General features: G+C 65.1%; 33 protein-coding genes and 1 riboswitch. Of the genes, 13 read left to right on the forward strand and 20 right to left on the reverse strand.

The window, feature by feature from the left end; genetic code table 11:
- The 7 genes from L867_RS0118830 to L867_RS0118860 all read left to right on the forward strand — a co-directional run.
- A partial coding sequence (locus L867_RS0118830) for a transposase (protein WP_028738310.1) occupies positions 1-332 on the forward strand: 332 nt, incomplete at its 5' end.
- Positions 333-501: 169 nt separating this feature from the next.
- Entirely contained in the window at positions 502-1629 is a 1128-nt protein-coding gene (locus tag L867_RS0118835; protein ID WP_028738311.1) for an NAD(P)/FAD-dependent oxidoreductase, read from the forward strand.
- A 96-nt stretch (positions 1630-1725) separates the two neighbouring features.
- Complete coding sequence (locus L867_RS0118840) at positions 1726-3834, forward strand: S9 family peptidase (protein ID WP_028738312.1); 2109 nt, start codon at positions 1726-1728, stop codon at positions 3832-3834.
- A gap of 70 nt (positions 3835-3904) precedes the next feature.
- Positions 3905-4192 (forward strand): type II toxin-antitoxin system RelE/ParE family toxin, encoded by a 288-nt coding sequence (locus L867_RS0118845; RefSeq protein WP_028738313.1) that lies wholly within the window; start codon positions 3905-3907, stop codon positions 4190-4192.
- A gap of 1 nt (position 4193) precedes the next feature.
- Positions 4194-4493, forward strand: coding sequence for an addiction module antidote protein (locus L867_RS0118850; protein ID WP_028738314.1), 300 nt, complete (start codon positions 4194-4196; stop codon positions 4491-4493).
- An 11-nt stretch (positions 4494-4504) separates the two neighbouring features.
- A complete protein-coding gene (locus L867_RS0118855) occupies positions 4505-5041 on the forward strand; it encodes a DUF1697 domain-containing protein (protein ID WP_028738315.1) in 537 nt (178 codons plus the stop codon).
- A gap of 7 nt (positions 5042-5048) precedes the next feature.
- Positions 5049-5558, forward strand: a complete 510-nt coding sequence (locus L867_RS0118860) for a hypothetical protein (protein WP_028738316.1) — start codon at positions 5049-5051, stop codon at positions 5556-5558.
- Positions 5559-5618: 60 nt separating this feature from the next.
- Here the strand turns inward: L867_RS0118860 and L867_RS0118865 are convergent, their stop codons facing one another.
- The gene (locus tag L867_RS0118865) at positions 5619-7535 is read right to left on the reverse strand and encodes an acyltransferase family protein (protein WP_028738317.1); all 1917 of its coding nucleotides are present in this window, start codon (positions 7533-7535) and stop codon (positions 5619-5621) included.
- Between the two features lie 274 nt (positions 7536-7809).
- Here L867_RS0118865 and L867_RS0118870 point away from each other — a divergent pair, with 274 nt between their 5' ends.
- Complete coding sequence (locus L867_RS0118870) at positions 7810-8124, forward strand: hypothetical protein (protein WP_028738318.1); 315 nt, start codon at positions 7810-7812, stop codon at positions 8122-8124.
- A gap of 208 nt (positions 8125-8332) precedes the next feature.
- On the opposite strand, the gene L867_RS25745 is transcribed toward L867_RS0118870, so the two are convergent.
- Entirely contained in the window at positions 8333-9073 is a 741-nt protein-coding gene (locus L867_RS25745) for a cation transporter (RefSeq protein WP_051439093.1), read from the reverse strand.
- An 85-nt stretch (positions 9074-9158) separates the two neighbouring features.
- On the opposite strand from L867_RS25745, the gene L867_RS0118880 reads away from it, so the two are divergent.
- Complete coding sequence (locus L867_RS0118880) at positions 9159-9572, forward strand: MerR family transcriptional regulator (protein ID WP_028738319.1); 414 nt, start codon at positions 9159-9161, stop codon at positions 9570-9572.
- A 14-nt stretch (positions 9573-9586) separates the two neighbouring features.
- Entirely contained in the window at positions 9587-10045 is a 459-nt protein-coding gene (locus L867_RS0118885) for a cupin domain-containing protein (protein ID WP_028738320.1), read from the forward strand.
- Between the two features lie 17 nt (positions 10046-10062).
- Here L867_RS0118885 and L867_RS0118890 read toward each other — a convergent pair whose 3' ends face one another.
- Positions 10063-11598, reverse strand: a complete 1536-nt coding sequence (locus L867_RS0118890) for a cryptochrome/photolyase family protein (RefSeq protein WP_028738321.1) — start codon at positions 11596-11598, stop codon at positions 10063-10065.
- 152 nt (positions 11599-11750) lie between these two features.
- On the opposite strand from L867_RS0118890, the gene L867_RS0118895 reads away from it, so the two are divergent.
- Entirely contained in the window at positions 11751-12326 is a 576-nt protein-coding gene (locus L867_RS0118895) for a GNAT family N-acetyltransferase (protein ID WP_181141530.1), read from the forward strand.
- A 42-nt stretch (positions 12327-12368) separates the two neighbouring features.
- Complete coding sequence (locus L867_RS0118900; RefSeq protein ID WP_028738323.1) at positions 12369-12935, forward strand: DJ-1/PfpI family protein; 567 nt, start codon at positions 12369-12371, stop codon at positions 12933-12935.
- A gap of 9 nt (positions 12936-12944) precedes the next feature.
- On the opposite strand, the gene L867_RS0118905 is transcribed toward L867_RS0118900, so the two are convergent.
- The 9 genes from L867_RS0118905 to L867_RS0118945 all read right to left on the reverse strand — a co-directional run bounded on the left by L867_RS0118905 (position 12945) and on the right by L867_RS0118945 (position 18034).
- A complete protein-coding gene (locus tag L867_RS0118905; protein WP_028738324.1) occupies positions 12945-13223 on the reverse strand; it encodes a hypothetical protein in 279 nt (92 codons plus the stop codon).
- A gap of 6 nt (positions 13224-13229) precedes the next feature.
- Positions 13230-13988 (reverse strand): CbtA family protein, encoded by a 759-nt coding sequence (locus tag L867_RS0118910; RefSeq protein WP_028738325.1) that lies wholly within the window; start codon positions 13986-13988, stop codon positions 13230-13232.
- Positions 13989-13999: 11 nt separating this feature from the next.
- Entirely contained in the window at positions 14000-14176 is a 177-nt protein-coding gene (locus L867_RS27095; protein WP_084638636.1) for a CbtB domain-containing protein, read from the reverse strand.
- Between the two features lie 128 nt (positions 14177-14304).
- A riboswitch (cobalamin riboswitch) is annotated at positions 14305-14517 on the reverse strand.
- Between the two features lie 75 nt (positions 14518-14592).
- Positions 14593-14817, reverse strand: coding sequence for a hypothetical protein (locus L867_RS0118920; protein WP_037173893.1), 225 nt, complete (start codon positions 14815-14817; stop codon positions 14593-14595).
- A gap of 110 nt (positions 14818-14927) precedes the next feature.
- Complete coding sequence (locus L867_RS0118925) at positions 14928-15266, reverse strand: type II toxin-antitoxin system HicB family antitoxin (RefSeq protein ID WP_028738327.1); 339 nt, start codon at positions 15264-15266, stop codon at positions 14928-14930.
- Positions 15263-15517 carry a type II toxin-antitoxin system HicA family toxin gene (locus tag L867_RS0118930; protein WP_028738328.1) on the reverse strand — a complete coding sequence of 85 codons (255 nt, stop codon included), beginning with the start codon at positions 15515-15517 and terminating at the stop codon, positions 15263-15265. Before L867_RS0118930 ends, L867_RS0118925 begins: the two co-directional genes overlap by 4 nt.
- A 252-nt stretch (positions 15518-15769) precedes the next feature.
- Positions 15770-16687 (reverse strand): c-type cytochrome, encoded by a 918-nt coding sequence (locus L867_RS0118935; RefSeq protein WP_028738329.1) that lies wholly within the window; start codon positions 16685-16687, stop codon positions 15770-15772.
- 101 nt (positions 16688-16788) lie between these two features.
- Positions 16789-17232 (reverse strand): c-type cytochrome, encoded by a 444-nt coding sequence (locus tag L867_RS0118940; RefSeq protein ID WP_028738330.1) that lies wholly within the window; start codon positions 17230-17232, stop codon positions 16789-16791.
- Between the two features lie 166 nt (positions 17233-17398).
- Positions 17399-18034 (reverse strand): LysE family translocator, encoded by a 636-nt coding sequence (locus tag L867_RS0118945; protein WP_028738331.1) that lies wholly within the window; start codon positions 18032-18034, stop codon positions 17399-17401.
- Between the two features lie 129 nt (positions 18035-18163).
- Here L867_RS0118945 and L867_RS0118950 point away from each other — a divergent pair, with 129 nt between their 5' ends.
- Positions 18164-18868: a helix-turn-helix transcriptional regulator gene (locus L867_RS0118950; protein ID WP_028738332.1), complete on the forward strand. Its 705-nt coding sequence runs from the start codon at positions 18164-18166 to the stop codon at positions 18866-18868.
- A 95-nt stretch (positions 18869-18963) separates the two neighbouring features.
- On the opposite strand, the gene L867_RS0118955 is transcribed toward L867_RS0118950, so the two are convergent.
- The 8 genes from L867_RS0118955 to L867_RS0118990 form a co-directional block, all read right to left on the reverse strand.
- Positions 18964-19812: a metallophosphoesterase gene (locus tag L867_RS0118955; RefSeq protein ID WP_028738333.1), complete on the reverse strand. Its 849-nt coding sequence runs from the start codon at positions 19810-19812 to the stop codon at positions 18964-18966.
- Positions 19813-20120: 308 nt separating this feature from the next.
- Positions 20121-20456 carry a type II toxin-antitoxin system YafQ family toxin gene (locus L867_RS28145; protein ID WP_028738334.1) on the reverse strand — a complete coding sequence of 112 codons (336 nt, stop codon included), beginning with the start codon at positions 20454-20456 and terminating at the stop codon, positions 20121-20123.
- Positions 20446-20727, reverse strand: coding sequence for a type II toxin-antitoxin system RelB/DinJ family antitoxin (locus tag L867_RS0118965; protein WP_028738335.1), 282 nt, complete (start codon positions 20725-20727; stop codon positions 20446-20448). Before L867_RS0118965 ends, L867_RS28145 begins: the two co-directional genes overlap by 11 nt.
- Before the next feature lie 266 nt (positions 20728-20993).
- Positions 20994-21503 carry a hypothetical protein gene (locus tag L867_RS0118970; RefSeq protein WP_028738336.1) on the reverse strand — a complete coding sequence of 170 codons (510 nt, stop codon included), beginning with the start codon at positions 21501-21503 and terminating at the stop codon, positions 20994-20996.
- The gene (locus tag L867_RS28060; RefSeq protein ID WP_028738337.1) at positions 21496-22806 is read right to left on the reverse strand and encodes a hypothetical protein; all 1311 of its coding nucleotides are present in this window, start codon (positions 22804-22806) and stop codon (positions 21496-21498) included. The genes L867_RS0118970 and L867_RS28060 overlap by 8 nt, the downstream gene beginning before the upstream one ends.
- Positions 22803-23564 carry an ABC transporter ATP-binding protein gene (locus tag L867_RS0118980; protein WP_028738338.1) on the reverse strand — a complete coding sequence of 254 codons (762 nt, stop codon included), beginning with the start codon at positions 23562-23564 and terminating at the stop codon, positions 22803-22805. The genes L867_RS28060 and L867_RS0118980 overlap by 4 nt, the downstream gene beginning before the upstream one ends.
- The gene (locus L867_RS0118985; protein ID WP_028738339.1) at positions 23561-24613 is read right to left on the reverse strand and encodes a FecCD family ABC transporter permease; all 1053 of its coding nucleotides are present in this window, start codon (positions 24611-24613) and stop codon (positions 23561-23563) included. Before L867_RS0118985 ends, L867_RS0118980 begins: the two co-directional genes overlap by 4 nt.
- Positions 24613-25692 carry an ABC transporter substrate-binding protein gene (locus L867_RS0118990; protein ID WP_028738340.1) on the reverse strand — a complete coding sequence of 360 codons (1080 nt, stop codon included), beginning with the start codon at positions 25690-25692 and terminating at the stop codon, positions 24613-24615. Before L867_RS0118990 ends, L867_RS0118985 begins: the two co-directional genes overlap by 1 nt.
- Positions 25693-25701 lie beyond the last annotated feature (9 nt).

The raw sequence follows: 25701 nt of genomic DNA on the forward strand, positions 1-25701 counted from the left end.
CCTGGGCGCTGATGGCGGGCATGGACGAGCTGGGCAACTGTTCGGGCAAGCAGGCCGCCATGCTGGCCGGTCTCGCGCCGATCGCCAACGACAGCGGCGCCCGCACCGGCCGCCGCTCCATCCGGGCCGGCAGGCCCGCACCACGGCGCGCCCTCTACATGGCCGCCCTGTCGGCTCGGCGCTACAATCCGGCGCTCACCCGCTTCGCCAAAACCCTCCAAGCCGCCGGAAAGCCACCCAAAGTCATCCTCGTCGCCGTCATGCGCAAACTCGTCGTACTTGCCAACTGCCTGCTCGCTCAGGATCGCCTCTGGACCCCAAATCCGCCTTGACAACAAACACAGATGCTCATCCGGCGCTACGCGCCACCTTCTCCCCGCTGGGGAGAAGAGGTGCCGCCACCTGCACCTTCCCATCTCCCGCACCTGCGGCGAAGCGCCCCTTTCCAGAACAGTGAAATATTCATATATATGAAGAAACGTTGTTTCTCTGGAGGTCCTCGTGACCAATATCACCGTATTCGGCTCCGGTTTCGGGGCGTTGACCACCATCCGTGAACTGCGCCGCAACGGCGTCGAGGACGAGATCACCGTGATCTCGCCGCGCGACGAATTGCACTACCTGCCGAGCTCGATCTGGCTGCCCGCCGGCCTGCGCAAGGGCGCCGAGCTGAAGATCCCGCTGTCGAATTTCTTCACCGAGCATCGCGTGCGCCACGTCAAGGCGTCGGTCACCGGGCTTTCCGCCGATGGCCGGGTGGTGCTGACGGATGCCGGCGAGTTTCGCAACGACCAGCTGGTGATCGCCACCGGCGCACGCTTCCTCCGCAAGCTGCCCGGCATCGAGCATGCGCTCATCCCCTGCGAGGGCATTGCCGTCGGCGAGGAGATCGCCCGTCGCCTGGAGGCGATGAGCGGCGGCACGATCGCCGTCGGTTTCGCCACCAACCCCAACGAACAGGGCGCCGTTCGCGGCGGGCCGATGTTCGAATTCCTCTTCATCATCGACAGCCTCCTGCGCCGCCAGGGAAGGCGCGAGCGCTTCAAGCTCATTTTCTTCAATCCGTCGCCGAGGCCCGGCCAGCGGCTCGGCGACAAGGCGGTCGACGGCCTGTTGTACGAAATGGCGAAGCGCGGCATCGAGACGAAGCTCGGCCACAAGATGGTCCGGCTTGACGCCGACAAGGTGGTGACCGAAGGCGGCGAGTTTTCCGCCGACCTCATCCTTTTCATGCCGGGCCTTACCGGCCCCGCCTGGCTTGCCAATGCCGACCTGCCGCTCTCGCCGGGCGGCATGATCGCGGCGGACGAGAAATGCCGGGTCAGGGATCGCGACGGCGTCTGGGTGGTCGGCGACAGCGGCAGCTTTCCCGGCCCTGACTGGCTGCCGAAACAGGCCCACCAGGCCGACCTCCAGGCCAAGGCCGCGGCGGAAAACATCGCCGCGGTGCTGAAGGGCAGGGCGCCCACGTCCAATTTCAAGGCGGAACTGATCTGCATCGTCGACATGCTCGACACGGCCATGCTGGTCTATCGCAGCGAGACGCGCAGCTTCCTCGGGCCGAAGATGAAGATCTTCCACTGGCTGAAGCGCTATTTCGAAGGCCATTACCTGCGCGCCTATCGGTGACGCCTCCGGCGCGATTGCGGCTTGATCCGATGCCCTGGCCTCTCTATCTCTCGAAGGATCGTTTCCGATGTCCTCGAAGAAGGAAGGCCTCCCCCCTTGTCCGTTTTCGCCAATCTGCCGAAGCCCGCCGTCGCGCCGAAAAAGCCCGTCTCCGACACCCGCCACGGCATCACCCGCACCGACGACTATGCCTGGATGCGCGCCGAAAACTGGCAGGCCATGTTCAAGGATCCGACCCTGCTCGACGCGGAGCTGCGCCGCCATCTGGAGGCCGAGAACGCCTATATGGAAGCGGCCATGGCCGACACGAAGGCGCTGCAGAAGCAGCTCTTCGCCGAGATGAAGGGCCGCATCAAGGAAGACGATAGCTCCATCCCGATGAAGGACGGCCCCTTCGCCTATGGCACGGCCTTCGTCACCGGCGGCGAACAGCCGCGCTACTTCCGCATTCCCCGCGACGCCGACCACAAGGACGAGAGCCAGCGCCATCTGCTGCTCGACGGCGACAAGGAAGCGACGGGCAAGGACTATTTCCGCCTCGCCGGCATCGACCACACCCCCGACCATGCCTTCGGCCTCTGGGGCTATGACGACAAGGGCTCGGAATATTTCACCCTGCGCATCCGCGATCTTTCAACCGGCGAGGATCTCGCCGACGTGATCGAGAACACCGGCGGCGGCGGCGCCTGGGCGCCGGACGGCAAGAGCTTCTTCTACACGCTCCAGGACGAGAACCACCGCCCCTCCAAGGTCTTCCACCACGTGGTCGGTCGGCCGCAATCGGAAGACCGGCTGGTCTACGAGGAGAAGGACCCGGGCTATTTCATGGGCGTCGGCGGCTCGCTGCTCGATGATTTCATCTACCTGGACATCCACGACCACGAGACCTCGGAATACCGCATCCTGTCCACGAAGGATCTGACCGCCGAGCCCATGCTGGTCGCCGAGCGGGTCGAGGGCATCGAATACTCGCTGACCGAGGGCGGCGACGTCTTCTACATCCTGACCAATGACGGCGACGCCAAGGACTTCAAGATCGTCGAAGCCCCGGTGACGGCACCTGGCAAGGAAAACTGGAAAGAGGTTGTCGCCCATGTGCCGGGCCGCCTGATCCTCAACCACATGGCCTTTGCCCGCCATCTCATCTGGCTGCAGCGCCGCAACGGCCTGCCGGAAATCATGATCCGCGACCGGGTGAGCGGCGAGGAGCATTCGATCGCCTTTGCCGAGGAGGCCTATGCGCTCGGCCTCCAGGGTGCTGCCGAATACGACACCGACGTCATCCGCTTCTCCTATTCGTCGATGACGACGCCGACCCAGCTCTTCGACTACAACATGGCGACCCGCGAGCGCGTTCTGTTGAAGACCCAGGAAGTCCCCTCGGGTCACAATCCCGACGACTATGTCACCCGCCGCGTGCTTGCGCCGTCCCATGACGGCGTGGACGTGCCGGTCACGCTGCTCTACCGCAAGGATACGCCCCTCGACGGTTCCGCCCCCTGCCTGCTCTATGGCTACGGCGCCTACGGCATTTCGATCGCCGCCGGCTTCAACACCAATTGCCTGTCGCTCGCCGATCGCGGCTTCGTCTATGCCATCGCCCATATCCGCGGCGGCAAGGACAAGGGGTTTGCATGGTACGAAGACGGCAAGATGGAAAAGAAGGAAAACACCTTCAAGGACTTCATCGCCGCCGCCGACCATCTGGTGAAGGAGCGCTTCACGTCCTACGAGAACATCATTGCCGAGGGCGGCTCTGCCGGCGGCATGCTGATGGGCGCGATCGCCAACATGGCACCGGAAAAATTCGCCGGCATCATCGCCGCCGTGCCCTTCGTCGACGTGCTGAACACCATGCTCGACGACACCCTGCCGCTCACCCCGCCGGAATGGGGCGAGTGGGGCAATCCGATCGAGTCGCTCGAGGAATACAACTGGATCGCCGCCTATTCGCCTTACGACAATGTCGGGGAAAAACCCTATCCGCCGATCCTCGCCCTCTCCGGCCTCACCGACCCGCGCGTCACCTACTGGGAACCGACAAAGTGGATCGCCAGGCTGCGCGAAAAGGCGCCGGCAGCCGGCCCCTATCTCCTCAAGACCAACATGGCCGCCGGCCACGGCGGCAAGTCCGGCCGCTTCCAGCGCCTGGAGGAGATCGCCTTTGAATATGCCTTTGCGGTGAAGGTGGCGGGGAGGATGTGATCAATCCAGCTGTGAACTGCGGTTCACAGCGAAAGTTGACGCCGGCTGTGTTGTGAACTATAGTTCACACATGGTCGAGATCCGCCAGCATCCCGATTTTGCCGTCTGGCTCCGCAAGCTGCGGGATCGGCAGGCGCAAACGCGTATCGCCATACGTCTGGTGCGGATTCAATCCGGGCTCATGGGCGACGTGAAGTATTTCGGCGGCATCGGCGAAATACGGATCGATTACGAACCGGGCTATCGGCTCTATTTCGTCAAGCGCGGCGAAACGATCGTCATCCTGTTGTGCGGCGGCGACAAGGCGACGCAGGACAGGGACATCCGCCGCGCAATCGAACTGGCAAAGGACGTGTGACATGGCGACGGAAACCATCCCCTTCGATGCTTCGGAGTTCTTTGCCGATGCCGAGGCCCAGGCGGCGCTTCTGACCGACGCGTTCGAAAGTGGCGATGCGGGGCATATCGCCAATGCGCTGGGCATCATCGCCAAGGCCAAGGGCATGACGAGCGTCGCCCGCGAGGCGGGTGTGACCCGGGAGGCGCTCTACAAGGCCCTGAGCGAGCGTGGCGATCCCAAATTCTCGACCGTTCTTGGTGTCGCGAGAGCCCTCGGCCTCAAGCTGACGGTGACGCCTGTTTCCGAACCGGCGGAATAGAGGTCAGGCCGATGCCCGTCTACGTCGCCCTCCTGCGCGCCATCAATGTCGGCGGCACCGGCAAGCTGTCGATGGCCGAGCTGAAGAGCCTGTGCGAGTGCCTCGGCTTTGCCGATGTTACGACGTTCATCCAGAGCGGCAACGTGATCTTTCGCGACGACGGGGATCCGGCCGAGATCGCCGCCCGCCTCGACGCCGCGCTGGCGGAAAGGCTCGGCAAGCCCCCGGGCGTCCTCCTGCGCCGGCCCGGCGAACTGGCCGCAATCGCCAAGGCCAATCCCTTCGCCGCCATGGAGCCGAACCGCGTGCTGGTCAGCTTTTTCGCCGAACCGGTTCCCGAGGATGCCCTTTACGGCCTCGTCGCCCCTGATGGCGAAGAAGTGGTGGTGCTCGGCCGCGAGATCTTCGTCCACTATCCGATCGGCTCCGGCCGCTCGCGGCTCAAGCTGCCGATCCTCAAGACCGGCACGTCGCGCAACATCAACAGCGTGGAGAAGCTGCGCGACATCGCGCTGGCCCTCGAAGCCCGTAGCGCTGGTGGGGGGTAGCGACGCAATGCTGGCGACAATAATTCCACTGCTGGCGCTCGCGGCGATCGTCACGGTGCTCGTCACCGCGATCCGGTCGATGCGCCGGCCAAAGGCCTGGCAACCGCCTTATAAGCTCATCAATGCGAGCCCTGAAGAGATGGAGCGCCGTGCGATGGATCTCCGCGACCGGCTGTCCCGAAAACCCTTCGGCGATGTGCGCGCAACGGCGCTCTGGCGCAAGCTGGCCTCGGTCGGCGAGGGCGAAGGGCTGATCGTCGAATTCCACCGCGACTTCTGCGGCCATGGCCTCGTCCGCCGCGCCGACCGGGTGGTGCTCTGCGACATCTTCGACGGCGGCGGATATACCGGCGATCCGATCGCCACCTGGGGCGACGAAACCGACTTTGTCGCCTTCTTCGCTCGCCAGTCTGATTTTTCCTGCAGCGGCTGGGACGAGCGCGAGCCGGTCTTCCACGCCGCCGATCCCTGGTATCGCAACAACCAGCGGCTTACCGGTGCGGCGATCGATGCCTAGCTCGGCGGTGCGCGCCGCCGTTAAGGGCCGGCCTGCCCGCTGCCCGACGTCCACCCGCCCTCAAAGGCCCCCGCCAGCCTGCGTCGCGATCAAGCCCGCAAGCCCCGGCGCGATCAGGCGCGTTGCCGACATCGTCAGGTGGTAGCTGTCGAAATAGAGCGACATGCCGTCCCGGAGGAAGGCGCAGGTGCCGTCCTGGCAGAGCGTCCGGTCGGGATAGTAGACCTCCGCGCCGGTGCGGCCGGCGATGGCGGCGATCGCCGTCTTGATTGCGTCGAGCGACTGGGCCGGCGCGCCGGAGAGGGCAGGGACTTCTGCCAGCCGGCCGAACATCGTCGCGCGGGCGAGCATCAGCGGATGGTCGACGCCCGGAACAAGAATGGGTCCCTCGATGATCACCCGCTTGCCCGCTTTCGTCAGCGTCGACACGGCGCGTTCCAGCGCGGCATAGTAGCGCTCGGCGCCGATCTTGCCGATGACGCTCTGGTAATAGCCGACCAGCACGACGTCCCGGATGCGCGGATTGTCGATGACGTAGCGGAAGCGTTCGTCGTTCTGCGCCAGGCATTTTACGACTCGCGGCACTTCCTCGCCGAGCATGGCGGGGCAGGCGGAGGAGGAGAGCTGCGCCACCCCGATGTCACGGGCGGCGAGCGCCTGCGACAGCGCGTAGCTCAGTTCGACTGCGTGGCTGTCGCCGATCACGGCGACGATCGGGCGGTCCGGCGAAAGACCGTCGGGGAAGATGCAGACCTCGCCGGGAGCAAAACGCCGCGCCTCCTTCACATGGCATTTCTGCCGGAAGGGGCTGGTGTCGTCGGCCGCCGCGGCAATCGCGATCACCTGCGGGGAAACGCGGCCGGGAAAACCGGAATTGAGCCACAGCACCAGCGACCCGCCGATCAGCAGCGCACCACCCGCCCAGGCCATCGCGAAGATGGTGCGTCGGCTGGCCAGCCGCGAACCCTTCGGTGGGCGGCGGAACGGCGCCTCGACAAAGCGCCAGGAGAGATAGCCGGCCAGAAGCGAGGCGACGACGACGGCCGCGCCCTGAACCGGCGTCATCGGTTCGATCAGGTAATAGTTGGCAAAGACGATCAGCGGCCAGTGCCAGAGATAGAGCGAATACGAGATCAGCCCGATACCGACGAAAGGGCGGGTCGATAGGAGCCGCGATGCGAGCGGCCGCGCCGGCCCGGCATAGATCAGAAGTGCTGCGCCCAGCACCGGAAGCACGGCGGCCGGCCCGGGAAAGACGGTCTCGCGGTCATAGGCGAAGATGGCATAGAGGATGAGGCCGAGCCCGAGCAGCGACAGGCCCTCGGCGATGGCGCGATTGCGGATCACCGGCAGTCCGCCGACGGCGACGAGCGAGCCGGCCAGCAGCTCCCATGCCCGGGTCGGCAGGAGATAGAAGGTCGCGGTCGCATAATCCTCGACGCTGTAGGCGCTAAGCGCGAGGCTCGTGACCAGCCCGGCGGCAATGACGATGCGCCAGCCGAGTTTCAGGCGGAAGGAGACGGCCAGCACGATCGGCGCGACGATGTAGAACTGCTCCTCGACCGCGAGCGACCAGGTGTGCAGCAGCGGCATGAGCTCGGCATTGGGCGAGAAATAGCCGCTGATCTTGTAGAAGAAGATGTTGGAGGCAAAGACCACGGTCGCCAGCAGGCTCTTGCCGAACAGCGCCAGGTCGTCGGGTAGCAGCAGCACGGCCGCCAGGACGGCGGTGAACAGCGAGACGGCGAAGAGGGCCGGGAAGATGCGCCGGATCCGTCGCTCGTAGAACACCGCATAGGAGAAGCCGCCGGCCGAAATGTCGTCGCAGATCACCTTGGTGATGAGATAGCCGGATATGACGAAGAAGATGTCGACCCCGACATAGCCGCCGGAGAATAAGTCGAATCCCGCATGAAACAGGACCACGGGAATGATCGCAATGGCGCGCAGGCCGTCAATATCGGGTCTATATTTCAAGTGTCACCACAGATCGGTACGGCGGAATAGACGGAAATATTGACCCACACTACTGGCGAGACGTTCTGTCTGCAAGTTGCTGCGCTGCGATAAACTTGCTCAATCGGGCCGAATGGCGCCGCGCGGCGGCTCCTGGCGGACTTGTGGACCCCGGTGCTCTCGTCAGGCCGACGTGTACCTTTGCTGCGATGCAACGGAAAAGGTTGCGGACGCAAGCTTCGCGCAAGCTTCAATGGTTAATAAAGCGTTAATTATTGGAACGAGAGTGTCTGCCATGAGGATCGATAGCGGCCTTAGCAGTTATTCATATCAGAGCCGGTACATACCGAGCGCCACTGAAAACGAAGATGCTTCGGCGGACGCCGCAGCCACCGCGAAGCCGCGTGCCTCGACCAACGGCGCCTTCAGCAGCACGCTCCTGTCGTCCAACCTCGCAACCGCCTTGTGGATCGTTGAAGGCGGCCGCAAGGCTTCGGCAAGCCTGCAGCCTGATCTGACCACGGTTGCCGAAGAAGCGGCCGCGCCCTCGGTCGCCGAGAAGGTCGAAGCCCTCTACCGCGAATACGAACTGCCGGGCGACGACGGCTGATCGGCAGGCACACGCCGCTGGACATGAACAAGGGCGCCGCTGGCGCCCATTTTTGTTGCCGAAGACCGTATCCAATCCGATGATCCCGTGCCCCCGGCCGTCCTTCTCCCTTCTCCCCAGCGGGGAGAAGGTGGCCCGCAGGGCCGGATGAGGGGGAGCGAAGCGCAGCATGCTTTGCCCCACCGTCCCGCGCGTCGGAGTCTGGTCCTCAATGGGCGTGGTCGTGCCGGCCGGCCTTGCCATGGTCGTGGTCGTGCGCATGGCTCGCTTCGGTCTCGTGGTCATGGCTGCAGCCGCACACGCTCTGGCTCGCCGCCTTGACGAAGGCCTCCGCGCCGCCGGCCTTCCACTCGTGCCAGGACTGCCAGAGGATCTGCGCCGAGGAATTGAGGAACAGCCCGGCCATGATGAAGGCGACGGCAAGGTCGGGCCAGGCGGTCGCCGTGCCCCAGACGCCGAGCGCCGCGATCATGACAATGACATTGCCGATCGCGTCATTGCGCGAGCACAGCCAGACCGAGCGCACATTGGCGTCGCCGTCCTTGTAGTTCATCAGCAGAAGGACGCTTGTGACATTGGCAGCCAGCGCCATGAAGCCGATCACGCCCATCACCGGCGCTTCGGGCATGCCGTCGTAGAACACCCGCCAGACGGTCGAGCCGAACACCCAGAGCCCCATGAGAAAAAGACTGATGCCCTTGGCGGCGGCGGCCGTGCTGCGCACCTTCAGCGACGCGCCGATCACGGCAAAGGAAATGCCGTAGGTCACGGCGTCGGCGAAGAAGTCGAGCGCGTCGGCCTGCAGCGCCTGCGAGCGGGCGAGCTGGCCCGCCGTCATCTCGACGAGGAACATGGCCGCGTTGATGAAGATCACCAGCCAGAGCCGGCGCTTGTAGGTGTCGGACATGCCGTCGAAGGGGGCGTGCTCGTGGCCGTGGCTGGCGCTCATTCTGTCTTTCCTTTTCGTCTTGCTCTCGTTCGACGTCTTACCTAATCTCTATAGCGACTAGAGGTTCAAGAGGGTTTTTGACAAAATGTACTCGATCGGCGAACTTTCCCGCCGCGCCGGCGTCAAGGTGCCGACCATCCGCTATTACGAACAGATGGGGCTGATCGCCGCTCCCGACAGGTCCGAGGGCAACCAGCGGCGCTACGAGCGCGCCGAGCTGGAGCGCCTGACCTTCATCCGCCATGCCCGCGATCTCGGCTTCCCGATCGAGGCGATCCGCGAGCTTCTGGCGCTGAGCCGCCATCCCGACGAGCCCTGCGCACGCGCCGACCATATCGCCCGCGAGCAGCTGGTCGAGGTGCGCGAGAAGATCGCCCGGCTGCAGAAGCTGGAGCACGAGCTGGACCGCATCGTCTCCCATTGCGGCAGCCACACGGTCGGCGATTGCTATGTCATCCGGGCGCTGTCCGACCACGGCCTGTGCGACCACGAGCATTGAGGGGAGAACAGGCGATGCCGGTCATCAGACAGCAGGACGCGCCGCTGGAGGAGGGCAAGGCCGAGGGGATCAATGCCGAACTCGGCGCCTATACGGCCCGGCTCCTGTCTGACGCCGGCGGCCTCACCCAGTTCGGCGCCTTCATCGAGACCCTGCCGCCCGGCTCCTTCTCCTCGCACAAGCACTGGCACGAGCGGGAGGACGAATTCGTCTATCTTCTATCCGGCACCGTCACGCTGAACGAGGGCGACAGGCTGACCGAAATGCGACCCGGCGATGCCGCGACCTTCAAGGCCGGCGTACCGGTCGGCCACCGGCTGGAAAACCACTCGAATGAACCGGCCACCTATCTCGTGGTCGGCACCCGCTCGCCGGACGACGTGGTGCATTACACCGACCGGGACCTGCGGCTCACCAAGGTGAACTTCGAAAAGACACTCACCGACCGGGCCGGCAATCCGGTCAGCCGTTAGGCCAGCGGAAAGCAGTCCTAAAGAACATCCTTCTCCAGCAGCGCTAGACAGTCTTCGGCTCGCTTCAGCAGAGCCGTCTTCTTGCCCTCGTCCATCCGCCGCCAGCCGGCGAGGATATTGGCCATGCGATGATTGCCGCGGAGCTTGTCCTCGTTGACGGCGATGAAGCGCCAATAAAGCGAGTTGAACGGGCAGGCGTTTTCGCCGGTGCTGTCCTTCACGTCATAGGAACAGCCGCCGCAGAAATTGCTCATCCGGTCGATATATTTGCCGCTCGCCGCATAGGGCTTGCTCGCCATCAGCCCGCCATCGGCGTAGAGCGCCATGCCGAGCGTATTGGGCAGTTCCACCCATTCATAGGCATCGGCATAGACGGCGAGATACCATTCGCACACCGCCTCGACCGACAGCCCGGCGATGAGGGCGAAATTGCCGGTCACCATCAGCCGCTGGATATGATGGGAATAGGCATGCTCGATCGTGTCGTGAACGGCCGCCGCCATGCAGCGCATCTTGGTCCCGCCGCTCCAGTAGAGGGCCGGCAAGGGACGATGCGCATCAAGCGCGTTGCGGCCGGCATAGTCGGGCATGAAGCGCCAGTAGATGCCGTGCACATATTCCCGCCAGCCGAGGATCTGGCGGATGAAGCCCTCGACTGCGTTGAGCGGCGCCGCGCCCTCCTGATAGGCGCGCTCGGTCCGGCGGATCACGTCGACTGGCAGCAGCAGGCCGGCGTTGAGATAGGCGGCGATCATCGAATGGAAGAGGTAGGCCTCGCCCGCCACCATGGCGTCCTGCCAGTCGCCGAAGGAGGGCAGGATCTCGGTGACGAACTGCTCGAACTCCGCCTCGGCCTCTCTCGCCGTCACGGCAAAATGAAAGGGCCGCAGCCGGCCGATGTGATGGGGAAACCGCGCCTCGATGAGGTCCAGCACCTCGCTCGTGATCGCGTCATGCCGCCATGACAGGCGTCGCGGGCCTTTCAGCCCTTTGGGCGGCGATTTCCTGTTCTCCTTGTCGAAGTTCCACTGCCCGCCCTCGGGTTCTGCGCCCCGCATCAGCACGCCGAAATGCCGGCGCATGTCGCGGTAGAAATACTCCATGCGCAATTCCCGGCGGCGATCGGCCCAGCGCCCGAAGCCGGCGCGAGTGATGAGGAAGCGGTCGTCCTCGCGGATCTCGACCGGCACGCCGAGCTTTGCCTGCCAGCCGCGCATCTCGTCCATCAGCCGGTATTCGCCCGGCTCGGTGACCACCAGACCCTCTGCACCGGTCTCGGCAAGCGCACGTTCCACCTCGCCCATCAACGACTGGCGGTTGTCCGGGTCGTCGAGCGTCACGTAGCGCACGGCAAATCCGCGCCCCCGCAATTCCTCGGCGAAGTGTCGCATCGCGGAAAACAGGAAGGCGATCTTCTTCTGGTGGTGGCGCACATAGCTCGCCTCCGCCATGACCTCGGCCATCAGTACCAGAGAGCCATGCGGCGTAGCGTCGCCAAGCGCGGAGAGGGAATGGGAAAGCTGGTCGCCGAGAACGAGGTGAAGCAGGGTCATGAACGGGAAACGTCATGCGCGTTCCGCCGGATCACTCCGCCTTGACAATCGATTGAAATCGGCGCATTGAAGCCGCCATGATCATCGCACGCGCACCCATCTCCTGCACGTATTTTTGGGCCTACCGGTAACCGGCGGCTCGACAGATCATCATGTCAACAGGCCGCCGTCAGGCGGCCTTGTTGTTTTCCAGGACAAAAGCTTCCCCTGACGGCGCAAACGAAAAAGGGAAGCGAAAAATGACCGAAGATACCGATATCACCCTGCCGCGACCACCCGTCGTGGTCATCCGCGCCGCCAAACCCCATGACCTGCCGGAACTGAACGCCATGATCGCGGCGCTCGCCCTGCACCATGGCGACGCCTCGGCGATGACGCCGGAAAAGCTCGAGCGCGACCTGTTCGGCCCGCTGCCGTGGATCACCGCGCTGGTCGCCGACGGCGGCGAGGGCCTGATCGGCTACGCCATCCTCGTGCCGCTCTACAGGGCGCAGGAAGGCAAGCGCGGCATGGACCTGCATCATCTCTACGTGCGAGACGGCCAGCGCGGCAACGGCATCGGCCAGCACCTCGTCGCCCGCGCCCGGGAGCTTGCCCGCCAGTCGGGTTGCGACTACCTTTCGGTCAGTGCCGCGACCGGCAATTTCGCCGCCCATCGCTTCTACGAACACATGGATTTCGTGCCGCGTCCGGTCACCGGCATGCGCTACATGCAGGCGCTGTCTTAAGCGCGGCCACGCTTGGCTTTTTCGTTTCAAGGAGAATTGCCCATGCCCCGCATCGCCGTCGCCCTGCAATCCGATTTCGCTGACTGGGAGCCCGCGCTCCTGATGGCCGCCGCCCGCTACTATCTCGGCTGTGAGGTGCTGACCGCCTCGCCGGACGGCCAGCCCGTCGTTTCGATGGGCGGCCTCAAGGTCACGCCGGACATCGGCTTTGCCGAGATCGACCCTGAGCGCTTCGATGCGCTGGTGATCCCCGGCGGCTATGCCTGGGAAAAGGGCCAGGCCTTCGATTTCACCGACATGGCAAGGGGTTTCCGGGCCGAGAACAAGGTCGTCGCCGGCATCTGTGCTGCGGCAAGCGCGCTTGCCGCCACCGGCCTGCTCGACAACGTCGCCCATACCGGCAATTCGCTCGCCTCGCATGGCAAATATCCCGGCTATCACGGGGCGGACCATTATCGCGATCAGCCGCAGGCCGTCTCCGACAGGGGCATCGTCACCGCGCCCGGATCGGCGCCCGATACCTTTGCGACCGAGGTTCTGAAGGCGCTCGATCTGTGGACACCGGAGGCCGAAGCCGAACTCTCGGCCTTTGCTGCCGAGCACCGCTGACCTCGGGTCTCAGGGTTTCAGCGCCCGGCGGATGTCGCGGCTGTTGAGGTTGAAGGCCAGGCCGGCATTTGGTCCGCGCGCCGCTTTCGCGGCAGCGGCCGCGTCAAAGGCGGCGTGATGGATGGAAAACCACGCGAGGCAGTCTTCGACGCTCGGCGTGGGATTTTCGGTGAGGCTGCGAAAAGCGAGCCGGTGGACGAAGCATCGGCAGCCGGACGGCCGGTGGAAAAAGACCAGCGCATCGAGATCGATGCGCCAGTCGAATTCGGGGCAGGGGGTGCCTGCCATGGGGCCTCAGGCTTCGAAACGGCGGCGCAGGTGGCCGCTGAGCGAACCGAGCAGCGCCCAGAACAGCAGGCTGGTCAGCGTCGCGATGATGACGAAGCGATGCGACATCGCGTCGGGCGCCAGCGCCTGTTCGCCCTCCGGCGGAACCGGTGCGCCGATGACGTGCGGAAGGGCGATCAGCACGATTGCCGCCGCCGCAGCCCAGGGCTTGCGCTGGAAGAACAGCAACGCCAGACCGGCCGCCGTCGACAGCGCCGTTCCCACCCACCAGACCTGACGCTCAAAGAGCGGTGCGGCGGGCGTTCCCGGTAGTTCCGGATGCAGGCCGAAGCCCGGTGCGAGCATCACCACGACGAAGCCGCACAGGCCCCAGATGAGGCCGCTCCGCCAGTCGCTGTGGCGACCGGAGATCTGCATCAGCCCGTTCAGCACCAGCGCAAAGCCGATGGCCGTCAGGATGTTGGCGGCGAGCGTATAGGCGGTGCGTTCGATGCCGTCGGCGGGTGCCCAGGCATCGGCGCTGTGATGGTCGTGCGCTTCGGTGGCGGTTGCCGCGTCATGGTCGTGGGCGACGCCCGCGTCATGATCATGGGTAGCGCCCGCAACCGCGCCGGCGTCGTGGCTTTCGGCCGTTTCCCCGGTTTCATAGACTTCGGCCGCCAGGATGAGCGGCGTCGTTCCGAGAAATTGCGCCAGCGTCACCACCGTCCCGACGATCAGCCCGACCAGCACCGAAGTGAAGACGAGCGAACGAAAGAGAGACATCGGTGCTCCCCTCAATGGCAGGGGAAGGCGTTGGCGTGGCGCGCGTCGTGGGCGGCGTTGTGCACCACTTCCATCGGCGAGAAGCCGACAAAGCCGACGACGAAGAGGCCGAAGAAGACGCTGAGCAGTGCCGGCGCGATGCGGCCGGCGACGGACGAGGTGGATGCGGTGATGGTGTTGATGGACATGGTTCCCTCCGAACAAGTGACGATGGATATCGACGGCCGGAGGAGAAGAAAACGGGGACAAAGGGACGGCTGCGGATCGACGATCCAGGCCGCACAATCTCCCTGTCTTCCGGACAACCCCGCCCGGCAGGCGACGACAGATGATGGCAGGTCTCCTGGCTTGCGGGTCATGACACCTTGGACAGCCTTCCCGGATTGTCTCCAGTGGCCATGTCGTCCAGGCGTTCGCCGCTCACAGTTGCGGGGGCAGCCACGAATCGAGCCCCGTCAGGGTCGTCCCTATCGTGTTCCCTATTAATCCCCGAAGCGCCGCTTCTGGGGAACCATCTCGGCCACTATTACGACGACGGCCGACCATGTCAATGACGGCGAAAGGATCGCGGCGGGAGAAAGTCGTGGTCTTGGCCGGTGCCGGCTCAGTGCCGGACCGGCGGATGCTGCGACCATTGCTGCAGCGTCGTCTTGATCAGCACCAGGGCGGCCTGCTGCGCATGATCGCGTTCGCGCGGATCGACGATATTGGAAAGCCGCTTCTCGAAGGCCCGGACGGTCTCGTCCACCCAGCTGTGCAGGGCGGGATCCGGATAGCTGTCCAGCAGCGAGCGGAGCGCGCTTTCCATTCGCCGGCGTTCGATGCTCATGCTTCAGTCCTTGGCCGTTGTGACGAAACGCACTCTGGCCGGGCAGCCTTGCGCGATGCTGGAGGGGCGGGGGGCTGCAGCCCGCGGGCTTCAATCTGGGCAGGAAACGCCTAAGCCGTCTCCTCGGCTGCCTTGGAGAGTGCTTCCTCGGCCCATTGATTGAGGCTCTTGCCGGAGAGTTCAGCTGCCTTTGCGGCGCGCGCATGCACGTCGGGATCAACGCGAAACATCATCTTGCCGGAATAGGACCTGTGGGGCTCGCGTCCGAGCTTGCGGCACGTCTCGACATAGTCGTCCACGGCCTCGTGGAAGGCCTGCTTGAGTTCATCGACGCTCTCGCCGTGAAATCCGACGACATCGGCGATGCCGGCGATGTTGCCGAAGAAGATCTCGTCCTCCGCATCGAAGGCGATGCGAGCCGAGAAACCCTTGTAGGTCATCACATTCATGGTCTCACTCCAAGGTCTTCGAGGAAGCGTCGTGCATCGCGTATCTGGTAGCGCTTCGCCTCTTTTTCCGGGTGTGGTCGATGGAAGAAGGCCAGGCGTCCGTCCTTTTCGAACCGAACGCGGGACCCGTTGCCTTCGATCACTACGCATCCCACGGCGACGAGCAGGCTTTCGACGTCCGCCCAGGCGATGGAGCCTGACACCGGATCGCTGAAGATCGAATGCAGCGTCTTCTTCTGCCGACTGTTCATCGACGAACCTTAAATCATGCTAGCGCTTTTTGCAATCACGTCGCGAGCAGATCGGCCTCGAGATCGGCGACACTCGCCCCTCATCTGCCTGCCGGCACCTTCTCCCCGCAGGCGGGGAGAAGGGACAAGCGGCACCGCGGTGGCCACTCCCTCTCCCCGTTTACGGGGGTCCGAAGGACGGGTCGAGACACGCGGCTCGACCCCGGTCGGGTCAGGGTGAGGGGCCGTCTGACTCCACGCCCCATCGATCGCTCACTTCACCGCCGGCACGGCCTTCAGATAGGCGGCGATCGCATCGCGGTCGGCGGGCGTCAGTTCCGCCAGGTTCTTCTGCACCTCGACCATCGAGCCGCCGACGCTGTCGAAGTCGGGGGTGAAGCCGGTTTCCAGATAGCTGGCGATGTCGCCTTGCGACCAGGCGCCGATGCTCTTCGAGCCGGGGGTGATGTTGGGGATGGTGCCCTGACCTTCCGGGTTCGGCCCGCCGGCGAGCCACTGGCCCGACTTGAAGCCGCCGAGCATGTCGCGCGGCGTATGGCATTCGCCGCAATGGCCGGGGCCCTCGACCAGATACTGGCCGAGTTTCACCTGGTCGTCGCCATCGGCGAGTTCGACACGCGGCGCATCGTTGAAATAGAGGAATTTCCACCCGCCGAGCGAAAGCCGAATGTTGAACGGGAAGGGCAGTTCGTGCGCGGGCGCCACCGCCTCGCTCGCCGGCAGCGTCTTGAGGAAGCCGAACAGGTCGTTGATGTCCTTCGGCGCCATGCGGGCATAGGAGCCATAGGGGAAGGATGGGTAGAGATGCTCGCCGTCGCGGCCCACCCCGCGCGTCATCGCATCGCCGAATTCGGCCAGCGTCCAGGCGCCGATGCCGGCGGTGGGCGAGGAGGAGATGTTCGGCGCATGGAACGTGCCGAACGGGCTTTTCAGCGGCGCGCCGCCGGACAGGACGAGTCGAGCATCGCCCTCGGATTTCGCCGCCGCATGGCAGCTGGTGCAGCCGCCGGCAAAGAAGATGCGCCGGCCGTTGTCGAGGTCCGGCTGGCCGAGATCGGCCCAGACCGAAGCGTCCTGCCGCTCGGGCGCCGTGACGATGAGGAAGCCCGCGCCGCCGACCACGCCGAGCGCCACCAGCGCGCCCAGCCGTTTCAGCCATTTCGATGCCATGGCGGCCTCCAACCTCGATGTCTTCTGCTTGCGGATACGCGGCGCCGGCTGTCCTCAAGGCGAATGCGAGGGGCCGGCGCCGGTGGATCGTCTCGTCGGTCTTACTTCTTCAGGCGGTAGGTCTCATGACAGCTCGAGCAGGTCGCGCCGACGGCCTTCATCACGGCGCCGGTGCTGGCCTGGTCGGTCGGCATGGCGGCGAGCTGGGCTTCGGCCACCTTGGTCAGTTCCGCGGATTTCGCCTTGAAGTCATCCATGGCTTCCCAGATCTTCGGGCTTGCTTCCGAATCGAGACCCACTTCCGAGCCGGCCGGGAAATGGTTGGGGAAGTCCTTGCCGGCTTCGGCCATGGTGGTCAGCGAAGCCTTGACGACCTCCGCGTCGAAGGGCTTTTCGCCCTTGACGATCCCGCCGATGGCGCCCATCGCGCCGCCGACCTTCTTCATCATCTCCTGGCGCACGACCTGCGGCTCGTCTGCGGCGATCGCGGCGGTCAGGCCCAGTCCGGTGACGATGGCGGCAGCCAGGACAAGTTTGAGCTTCATCGGGTATCTCCATTATGGCGGGCCGGACGGACCGGCGGTTGGATGGTAAGAATGCGCACGATGATGTTTGCAAAATTGTGCGACAGGAATGAAGTCACATTCAGGTGAAGTTGCGGCCTTCGTCCAAAGTTTTGATAAACATCACGAATTGCCGGGCTTCCCGGGTTCAGGCTTTGGCCAGCCCGTGCCACAGCGTCAGCGCCGCCGCGGCGATCAGAAGTCCGCCCGCCGCCCGTCCGACCCAGATCGTCGCCGTCGGATTGCCGGTGAGCGTCGCCCGCGCCCGGTCGGCGGCCAGCGCCACGCCGCCATAGACGAGCGCCTGCGTGACGATGGTCATCAATCCCAGCACCAGCCCCTGCAGCCAGATCGGCCCGTAGGCGGGTTTGAGAAACTGCGGATAGACGGCGATGACGAACAGATAGGCCTTGGGGTTCAACAGGCAGGTGGCGACGGCGCGGCGGAAGGTCTGCCACAGCGCGCCCCTGTCCTTCCGCTCCACCGCATCGACGGTGATCGCGCTTCTGACCAGCGTGTAGCCGATCCAGATCATGTAGAGCGCGCCGGCCATCAGGATCGGCGTGAAGAGTCTAGGCGCGAGCGCCAGCAGGAGCCCGGTGCCGAGCGTGCCGTAGAGCGTGTGCACCACGCCGCCGGTCATCATGCCGGAGGTGGCGACCAGCCCGGCGCGCCGTCCGCCCGAAAGCGCACTCACCAGGACATAGAGCATGTCCATGCCGGGAACGATGATGATGCCGGCGATCAGCACCAGGAAAAGCCAGAGATTGTCGGCATAGCTCATGTCAGTATCCTTCGTCGTCGTGAAAGGCGATTGCGCATTTTCCGGCGAAAAATCAGCCGGTTTGTTCTTTCCTTAAGCGGGGCCAACTGACATGCTTGTGTCAGTAGCGTTTCGGGCGGGGAGGCAATTATGCGAAAGGCGTCGCGGCTCTTCGAGATCATCCAGATCCTCAGGCTGTCGCGCCGCGTCGTCACCGCGGCCGAGATTGCCGGGCAGCTGGAGGTAACGCCGCGCTCGATCTATCGCGACATCGCCGCCCTCCAGGCCATGCGCGTGCCGATCGAGGGCGAGCGCGGGTTGGGCTATATCCTGCGCCCCGGCTTCGATCTGCCGCCGCTGATGTTTTCGGTGGAGGAGACGGAGGCGATCGTGCTCGGCCTGGCACTTCTGGAGCGCACGGCGGATACCGGGCTGAAACAGGCAGCCCGGCGGGTCAATGCCAAGATCGCCGGAGCCGTGCCGGAACCGCTGCGCCAGGTGCTGCAAGGCAATGCGCTGCAGGCCTGGGGCTCTGTCGCGCCGGCACCCGAAGGGGTCGATCTCGCCATGGTCCGCGCCGCCATCCGCGACGAGCGCAAGCTGCTCATCGACTATCGCGACGAATGGGCCAATGCGACGGAGCGCACGGTGCGGCCGCTGGCGCTGGTCTACTACTCGGCCACCGCCGTCATCGTCGCCTGGTGCGAGCTGCGTATGGCCATCCGCAATTTCCGCGCCGACCGGGTCGAGGACTGCCAGCCGCTCGAGGATTTCTTTCTGGGCGAAGGCAACGCTTTGCGTGAACTGTGGACCGCCGGCTGGACGAGCGGCACGGTGGCCGCACCCGCCCAATAAGCATGGTGCCCGCAGTGGTCGGTGAGGAAGCACAGGATCGTGGTGACGCTGGCGCGCGAAAGGCGTCCCGCGCGAAACCGGGATCGTGGCAAATCCTAGAGGGCGAGATCCCGGCTTTCCTCGCGGCCGAAGCCGGTGATCTCGATGCGGTCGGCATGGACGGCGACGATCGCAAAGGCGTTCTCGTCGGCGGTGTCGACCATGCCCTTGATGTTGACGAAATGGGTGCCGCTCAGCAGGCCGTAATTGCCGGCGTGATTGTGGCCGCAGAAATAGCCGATGGCGGCGGGCGAGGCGGCGATCAGCGCCGAAACCTCTTCGGCGCCCCACAGATTGTGGTCGCTCGCCGGGTGGAGCGGATAGTGCCCGAACACGATCGCCCGCTCGCCGGCCGCATCGGCCAGCCGCAGCCGCTCGCCGAGCCACGCGACCTGCGGTGCGCTCATGCCGGCATTCCACGTCTGCGCATTGGCCGCACCCGCCGCGGTCAGCAAGGCCAGCCGCTCGGCCGCCTCGACCCGGCGCGGATCGTCGAGCGGCGGGGCGAACAAGGAAACCTCGTTGCCGTCGGTCAGGATCAGCCTGACCCCGTTGACGACAAAGTCGTGATAGGGCGCTGGCATGCCGAGCCTGGCATGGACGTCTGCCAGCCTGTCGGCGGCGACGGCAAAATCGTGATTGCCGGGCAGGAAGTGATGCGGATGGCGCAGCGTCTCGAAGAGCGGCAGCACGCGGTCGAAATTCTCCCAGTCCCGGTCGATCACGTCGCCGAGCGTCACGACGAAGTCGAGATCTTCGCCGTTGAACCGCGCGATCGCCGCCTCGAGCTTGCCGAGGCTTTGCGCATAGTGGCGGTTCAGGCGCTCGTTCGGCTCGATCGGCGCATATTGCGGATCGGCGATCAGGCCGAAGCGGAGGAGGGGGGAGGACTGCTGGGAGGACATTTTCGACACGTCATGAAAGGAATGGCCGCAGATAGGCCGAACGCATGACAGTCGTGTGACAGGGGAGGTTGGTCTTCTCCCCTGGTGGGAGAAGAAGCGAAATCGAGGGCTTAGCCGTAGGCTAAACCTCAGATTTCGCAGATGAGGGGGAGGGGTGGCATGCCCGGATCATCTGGCTCCTCCGTCATCCTCGGGCTTGACCCGAGGATCCACGACGCGTCCAGCTTCGGCACGCAATGAAGGATCCGGTGCTGCTCTTGCAGCCCTGATGCAACCGGGCTGGATCTATGCTTGCTCCGTGTCAGGTCTTACCTGAACAGCTCGGAATGGGTGCCGGTTCGCGTAAAAACAACCAGGTTCTGCTTTTCATCCAGCGTGTAGATCAAGAGAAAATCGCCGCCAATGTGGCACTCCCGATGATCTGCCCACTCCCCCGTCAACTCGTGATCTTTCCATTCCGCCGGCAGAGGCGCGTCGTTCGCGACGAGAAGGCCCATGACCTCCTTCAATTTGACCATATCGTAGCGCCCAGAATCGTTGAGACTTCTCCAGTCTCTGACGAATTGCTTCGTGTGGTCCGAGCAGCGAGGAAGCGAAGCCCGCTTCGATGAAGCCGGTTTGCTCTTGCCTTGCTTATGGCGCACCGTTTCCAGCCTCGATTGAACCGATCAGCTCTTCGGCGGTGCCGAAATGGTTTCGGCGCGCGGCTTTAATGGCGCGCGCTTCCTCGATCGCGGCGACAGTCTCCGCATTCGGCCGGGTCAGTTCAATCGGGAGAGCCTTTTCGCGGGCAATCCTCGTCAGCATCATGCGCATCACATCGGAAACAGTCAGTCCGAGACTGTCGAGCACTTCGGTCGCATCATCCTTCAATGCGGCATCGATCCGTGCCCGGACATAAGCATTTGCGGCCATTGTGAGCATCCTTCTTCTCTTCGAAAGCATGTAGCTCAAATGGGCATCAATTTCAAGACGGAGCTATGGGCGTTTCCGCCGCGAGTGTCTGGCAGCAATTACCCCTCATCCGCCTGCCGGCACCTTCTCCCCGTAAACGGGGAGAAGGGACGCGTGGCACCGTCGTGGCCGTCCCCTCTCCCCGCCTGCGGGGAGAGGGTCAGGGTGAGGGGCAAGGCCACGGCCACGGGAGAGGGCCGCACCACCGCGAGCTGATCAGCTCTCCCTCAGATCACCCTCACCGCATAGACTTCCCCACCCGCGAGCGGCAGCAGGCGGTTGGCCATTTCGGCTTTCAGTTCCTCGTGGCGGGCGATTTCCTCAGGCGTCTTGTCGGCCTTGGCGCCGAGCGTGACGAATTCTTCGCGCACGTGGCCGGGCTTGATCACCGCCTCGACCGTCCTGCCGCGATAGCTGAAGCGAAAGACGTAAGGTCCCGGCGGGTCGGAGATCACGTCGCGGCCGCCGATCGACTTGTCGACGGTGAGCCGCCCCTCTGTCAGCGCGCGCGTCACCATCTCCAGCGCGTCGCGGCCGCCGGGGCCGGAAAATGCGGTGAGGATCGTCACTTCGCGCCGCTCCAGCGGCGTGTCCGACAAAAGCGGAAAGGCCGCCTGCATGGCCTTCAGCCCATGCGCGACGCCGCCCGGGAAACCGCCGCCGTGATAGGCATTGATGCTGTCGAAGGTGAAGCTGATCGGGTGTCCGGCGTCGAGGACGGTGATCGTATTAGACATGGGCGAAGGCCTTCAGGTTGGGAACGAACCGGTCGAGGAAGCGCGTCGTCGCCGGCATGAAATGCGAACCGTGGTGGAACATCGGATCGAGCGAAGAGACGATCATCGTGCCCGGCGTCGAGACCTTGTCCTCGTAGAGGATCGGCCGGCCTTCGCCGTCGCGGGCAAGAACGGTCGCGCCTTCCGGCGGCACGAACCAGCCGTGCAGGTGCCAGGTGACCTCCTTGTCGCCGATGTCCTGCATCAACGGATGCTTTGCCGCCGCTTCGGAGGCCCTGACGCCGAGATCGGCGGACGGATCGAGCCACCACCACCAGTTCGTCTCCGTCTCGGTGAAATCCACCGCCGGCAGCCAGAGGTCCGACCGGCTCTCGCCGAGCGCCACGACAGTGCCGCCGGCGTCGAGATGGCGGGCGACGATTTGCTTCTGGGCGATCATGCGCTGCGCCGGGGTGCGGCAGGGCACCCAGAGAATGTCGTCCGGCCGCAGCACGTCGCCGAGCTGTTCCGGTCTGCAGATCACGTCGAAGGCATGGGTATAGCGCGGGCCTTCGAGGCTGCGGATATTGTAATAGGTGCCCGACGAGGGGGCGACGATGCGCCGGCCGGAGCGGGTCGAGGTGCGATGGCCGCCATAGGCCTCAGGCTCCGAGAGCGGCAGCACCTCGGCCGGCTTGGCCGGGTTTGCCGGCCACGGGTCGAAGCAGGGGCCGCCATTCGTCCAGGCGAGGATGCGGGCGGAAAGCTCGGGGGCCAGGCCCCATTCGAGGCCCATGCCGGCGAGGTCGTTGCCGGAATGCGAGAAGATCCGCCCGCCGTTCGGCCGCGCCCAGACCCAGTCGACCGGGACCCTGGCGGCGCCCAGTCCATTGACGGCGACGGCACCCTCTGGCAGCGGGTTGCAACCGCGCCCGTAGAAGCCGGCGACGCCTTTGTTGGTCTCCAGCTTCTTGAGATCGATGCCGTCATAGATCGGGTGCGGATTGACCGTGGCAAGGTCGAAGTCGGCCCGCTTCGGCGCGGCGATAGGCCGGTACTGCGCCATGCCGTCGATGAGTGGGCGCACCATGTGGCCGTTGAAGAACCACCGGCCGCCCCGGTCGAGAAAGGCCGCAAGCGCGGGCTTCAGCGCGAGCATCGCATCCTGGTCGAGCTGCTGGCCGGTGATCAGGCCGCCATGGGCGGCGAGGATTTCCGCCGTCAGGTCGCTCTGCTCGACGATCACGGCCTCGCCACGCGTGACGGCCTCGAAGATGCCCGGCGATGGTTTGCCATAGGCGGATTTCAGGTAGATCGTGCTCATGCTGCCTCTGTTCCGGCGAAGGCGGGCAGGATCGCCCGGCGTGTCTCGCCCGTGGGACCGTTGACCTCGACCCAGCGCATCGGCACGCCGTAGAGCTCGGAGAGCTTGTCCGGCTCGATCATCTGCGAAACCGGGCCGTGGATCTCGCCGCCGCCGCCCGGCATCATCAGCAGGACGTCGTCGGAAGCCGCCAGCGCGTGGTTGGGGTCGTGGGTGGTGAAGATGATCGCGAAGTCGCGCCGGAGCCTCAGCGTATCCAGCAGTTCGAGCGTCTTCGCCTGGTTGCCGAGATCGAGCGCCGAGGTCGGCTCGTCGAACACCAGCACCGGCGATCCGGTGGCGAGCGCTCGGGCGATCAGCACCATCTGCCGCTGCCCGCCCGACATGCGGTCGTAGCGGAGATTGGCGAGCGAGCAGGCGCCGACCTGCACGAGGGCTGCTTCGGCCGCCTCGCGGTCGGCGGCGGACGGCTGGCCGAACAGGCCGAGCTGCACCGCGCGCCCCATGACGACGACCTCGAGGCCGGAGAGCTTGGCCTGCGAGGCGCCGTGTTGCGGCACATAGCCGGCGACCTTGGGCGCATGGCGTCTGCCCGAGGCGAGCGGCTGGAAGCCGAGCAGCGCGCGCAGCAGCGTGGTCTTGCCGCGGCCGTTCGGCCCGAGGATCGCCATGGATCGGCCGACCGGCACGGAAAAGCTGATGTCCTTGAACAGCGTGCGGGATCCGAAGGCGACGGATGCCTTGTCGAGGCCGATCATGGGCGGTTCGCCTCCTTGAAATGCTTGCGCAGCAACACGGCGAAGACCGGCGCGCCGATCAGCGCGGTCAGCACGCCGAGCGGGATTTCCGCCGAGGTCAGCGTGCGCGCCAGCGTGTCGATGAAGGTGAGATAGGCCGCGCCGATGATCGCCGAGGCCGGGATCAGCGCGCGGTGGTCCTCGCCGACGAGGATGCGTGCCGCATGCGGCACGACGAGACCGATCCAGCCGACGATGCCGGCGACCGCGACCGAGGTTCCGGTCATTAGCGAGATGGCGATGAAGATGTACCAGCGTTCGCGGTCGGGATTGACGCCGAGCGACCGCGCCTCGCTGTCTTCGAGCGCCAAAAGGTTCAGCCGGTAGCGCAGCGCAAAGACGATGACGAGCCCGATCGCCATGCCGGGAATGGCAAGGCCGAGTCTGGCCCAGGTGGCGGTGGCAAACGAGCCCATCAGCCAGTAGACGATGGCCGGCAGCGAAGTATTGGGGTCGGCGATGAACTGGATGATCGAAACCAGCGCCCCGAACAGCGCGCCGATCACCATGCCCGAGAGGATGACGGTGATGACTTCGGTGCGCCCGTTGATGCGGGCAAGCGCGCCGACCAGGATCAGCGCGGAGAGGCCGAAGACGAAGGCAAGCCCCAGAAGCACGACGCCGGAATAGCCGAACAGCAGCGCCATCGCGCCGCCGAAGGCCGCGCCCTGGCTGATGCCGAGCACCTGCGGCGAGACGAGCGGATTGCGGAACACGCCCTGGAGGGCCGCCCCGCCGACAGCGAGTGCTGCGCCGGAAAGGGCGGCGAGCAGCACGCGCGGCAGGCGCACCAGAAGCACGATGCGCTCGTCCATCTGGGCCGGTGCGAGGCCGGGGTTCAGGGCCCCGGCCACCAGAATGTCGATGATGCGCGGCACGCTGACGGAGAACCGGCCGGCGCCGATGGCAAAGAGCATCGAGGCCACAAGCGCGATGAGGAGGGCGCCGAACACGCCGATCCGCATCACCGAGACGCCGCGCCGAACCGGCTCCGCCACCACCGCACTCATCACTTGGCCTTGAACTGGGCGTAGTTGGTGGCGTCGCCCTGCATCTGCGTCCACAGGATGCCGTCGATGTCGTCTTCGCCGAGGTCGTAATTGTAGAGCGCCTTGTAGGCCTTCTTCATCTCGGCCCGCAGGTCGTACTGGAAGACGTCCGGATGCAGGAGATTGGCCAGCCACATCCAGGTCAGCGGGCTTTCCTGGCTCGGCGGATCCCAGCGATAGCCGCCGAGCGGCATCTTGTAGACCTTTTTCTCCTGCGCGGCCTTGGTCAGCGACAGAATCGGATCATTGTAGATCCGGTCGATGCCGAGCTTGGCTTCGAAGCTGTTCAGGAGGATGACGTCCGGGTTCCATTCGGCGATCTGCTCGGGGCTGATCGTCGTGCCGTTGCCCTCGACGGAGGCCGAGGCGTTCACCCCGCCGACGAGGTCGATATACCAGGCATTGTAGTTGCCCTTGTTGCCGGAGGCGGTGAGGTTTTCCAGTGCGCGGCCGAGATAGAGCACCTTCGGGCGCTGGTCGGCCGGAACGGCCTTGGCCTTGTCCGCCAGATCCTTGGCGACGACGTCGCGCCAGCCGTTGATCTCGGCGGCCCGGTCCGCCTTGCCCATCGCGGTCGCCACCATGTTCTGGTAGTAGCGGGCCTTCTCCTCGGTGCCGTAGGAGATGAGCGCGACGTTGAGCCCCGCATTGGTGATCGGATCGACCAGATCGGCGCCGTAATCGGCCCACTGGATGACCAGCTCCGGATTGGTCGCCGCCAGTTCCTCGACATTCGGAATGAAGTTCGGCGCGGTGATGTCGGAGGGAATGTCCTTGGCCTCAGGGAAGATCTTGCCCAGCACGCCCTCGACGATTGCCGACTTGGCGGTCGGGTTCATGCCCACCAGCTTTGAAGTGCCGCCGTCCATGGCGATGATGGTGGAAGCCATCGGGATCGGGATCGAGGCGATGCGTTCGGCCGCCTTCGGCAGCGTGACGGTCCGGCCGGCCTGGTCGGTGAGAGTAATCGGATCGGCAAATGCCGCGCCGGCAAGGCCGAGAACGGCTGCCAGGCTGAGGGGGAGGCGATAAAGGGGCATCGGAAGCCT

Origin of the sequence: Paenirhizobium selenitireducens ATCC BAA-1503 (assembly GCF_000518785.1) — a bacterium.
In the GTDB taxonomy this organism is placed as follows: Bacteria; Pseudomonadota; Alphaproteobacteria; order Rhizobiales; family Rhizobiaceae; genus Allorhizobium; species Allorhizobium selenitireducens.

What these genes read in the sequence shown, in the direction of transcription:
- L867_RS0118945 (WP_028738331.1), bottom strand. Translation starts at nt 18,034, where the DNA reads ATGAGCTATGCCGACAATCTCTGGCTTTTCCTGGTGCTGATCGCCGGC.
- L867_RS0118895 (WP_181141530.1), top strand. Translation starts at nt 11,751, where the DNA reads ATGTCAACAGGCCGCCGTCAGGCGGCCTTGTTGTTTTCCAGGACAAAA.
- L867_RS28060 (WP_028738337.1), bottom strand. Translation starts at nt 22,806, where the DNA reads ATGAGCACGATCTACCTGAAATCCGCCTATGGCAAACCATCGCCGGGC.
- L867_RS0118900 (WP_028738323.1), top strand. Translation starts at nt 12,369, where the DNA reads ATGCCCCGCATCGCCGTCGCCCTGCAATCCGATTTCGCTGACTGGGAG.
- L867_RS0118910 (WP_028738325.1), bottom strand. Translation starts at nt 13,988, where the DNA reads ATGTCTCTCTTTCGTTCGCTCGTCTTCACTTCGGTGCTGGTCGGGCTG.
- L867_RS0118845 (WP_028738313.1), top strand. Translation starts at nt 3,905, where the DNA reads ATGGTCGAGATCCGCCAGCATCCCGATTTTGCCGTCTGGCTCCGCAAG.
- L867_RS0118965 (WP_028738335.1), bottom strand. Translation starts at nt 20,727, where the DNA reads ATGGCCGCAAATGCTTATGTCCGGGCACGGATCGATGCCGCATTGAAG.
- L867_RS0118935 (WP_028738329.1), bottom strand. Translation starts at nt 16,687, where the DNA reads ATGGCATCGAAATGGCTGAAACGGCTGGGCGCGCTGGTGGCGCTCGGC.
- L867_RS0118880 (WP_028738319.1), top strand. Translation starts at nt 9,159, where the DNA reads ATGTACTCGATCGGCGAACTTTCCCGCCGCGCCGGCGTCAAGGTGCCG.
- L867_RS0118970 (WP_028738336.1), bottom strand. Translation starts at nt 21,503, where the DNA reads ATGTCTAATACGATCACCGTCCTCGACGCCGGACACCCGATCAGCTTC.
- L867_RS0118940 (WP_028738330.1), bottom strand. Translation starts at nt 17,232, where the DNA reads ATGAAGCTCAAACTTGTCCTGGCTGCCGCCATCGTCACCGGACTGGGC.
- L867_RS0118890 (WP_028738321.1), bottom strand. Translation starts at nt 11,598, where the DNA reads ATGACCCTGCTTCACCTCGTTCTCGGCGACCAGCTTTCCCATTCCCTC.
- L867_RS0118925 (WP_028738327.1), bottom strand. Translation starts at nt 15,266, where the DNA reads ATGAATGTGATGACCTACAAGGGTTTCTCGGCTCGCATCGCCTTCGAT.
- L867_RS0118980 (WP_028738338.1), bottom strand. Translation starts at nt 23,564, where the DNA reads ATGATCGGCCTCGACAAGGCATCCGTCGCCTTCGGATCCCGCACGCTG.
- L867_RS0118885 (WP_028738320.1), top strand. Translation starts at nt 9,587, where the DNA reads ATGCCGGTCATCAGACAGCAGGACGCGCCGCTGGAGGAGGGCAAGGCC.
- L867_RS0118950 (WP_028738332.1), top strand. Translation starts at nt 18,164, where the DNA reads ATGCGAAAGGCGTCGCGGCTCTTCGAGATCATCCAGATCCTCAGGCTG.
- L867_RS0118855 (WP_028738315.1), top strand. Translation starts at nt 4,505, where the DNA reads ATGCCCGTCTACGTCGCCCTCCTGCGCGCCATCAATGTCGGCGGCACC.
- L867_RS0118955 (WP_028738333.1), bottom strand. Translation starts at nt 19,812, where the DNA reads ATGTCCTCCCAGCAGTCCTCCCCCCTCCTCCGCTTCGGCCTGATCGCC.
- L867_RS0118990 (WP_028738340.1), bottom strand. Translation starts at nt 25,692, where the DNA reads ATGCCCCTTTATCGCCTCCCCCTCAGCCTGGCAGCCGTTCTCGGCCTT.
- L867_RS0118905 (WP_028738324.1), bottom strand. Translation starts at nt 13,223, where the DNA reads ATGGCAGGCACCCCCTGCCCCGAATTCGACTGGCGCATCGATCTCGAT.
- L867_RS25745 (WP_051439093.1), bottom strand. Translation starts at nt 9,073, where the DNA reads ATGAGCGCCAGCCACGGCCACGAGCACGCCCCCTTCGACGGCATGTCC.
- L867_RS0118870 (WP_028738318.1), top strand. Translation starts at nt 7,810, where the DNA reads ATGAGGATCGATAGCGGCCTTAGCAGTTATTCATATCAGAGCCGGTAC.
- L867_RS0118850 (WP_028738314.1), top strand. Translation starts at nt 4,194, where the DNA reads ATGGCGACGGAAACCATCCCCTTCGATGCTTCGGAGTTCTTTGCCGAT.
- L867_RS0118920 (WP_037173893.1), bottom strand. Translation starts at nt 14,817, where the DNA reads ATGAGCATCGAACGCCGGCGAATGGAAAGCGCGCTCCGCTCGCTGCTG.
- L867_RS0118985 (WP_028738339.1), bottom strand. Translation starts at nt 24,613, where the DNA reads ATGAGTGCGGTGGTGGCGGAGCCGGTTCGGCGCGGCGTCTCGGTGATG.
- L867_RS0118930 (WP_028738328.1), bottom strand. Translation starts at nt 15,517, where the DNA reads ATGAACAGTCGGCAGAAGAAGACGCTGCATTCGATCTTCAGCGATCCG.
- L867_RS0118860 (WP_028738316.1), top strand. Translation starts at nt 5,049, where the DNA reads ATGCTGGCGACAATAATTCCACTGCTGGCGCTCGCGGCGATCGTCACG.
- L867_RS27095 (WP_084638636.1), bottom strand. Translation starts at nt 14,176, where the DNA reads ATGTCCATCAACACCATCACCGCATCCACCTCGTCCGTCGCCGGCCGC.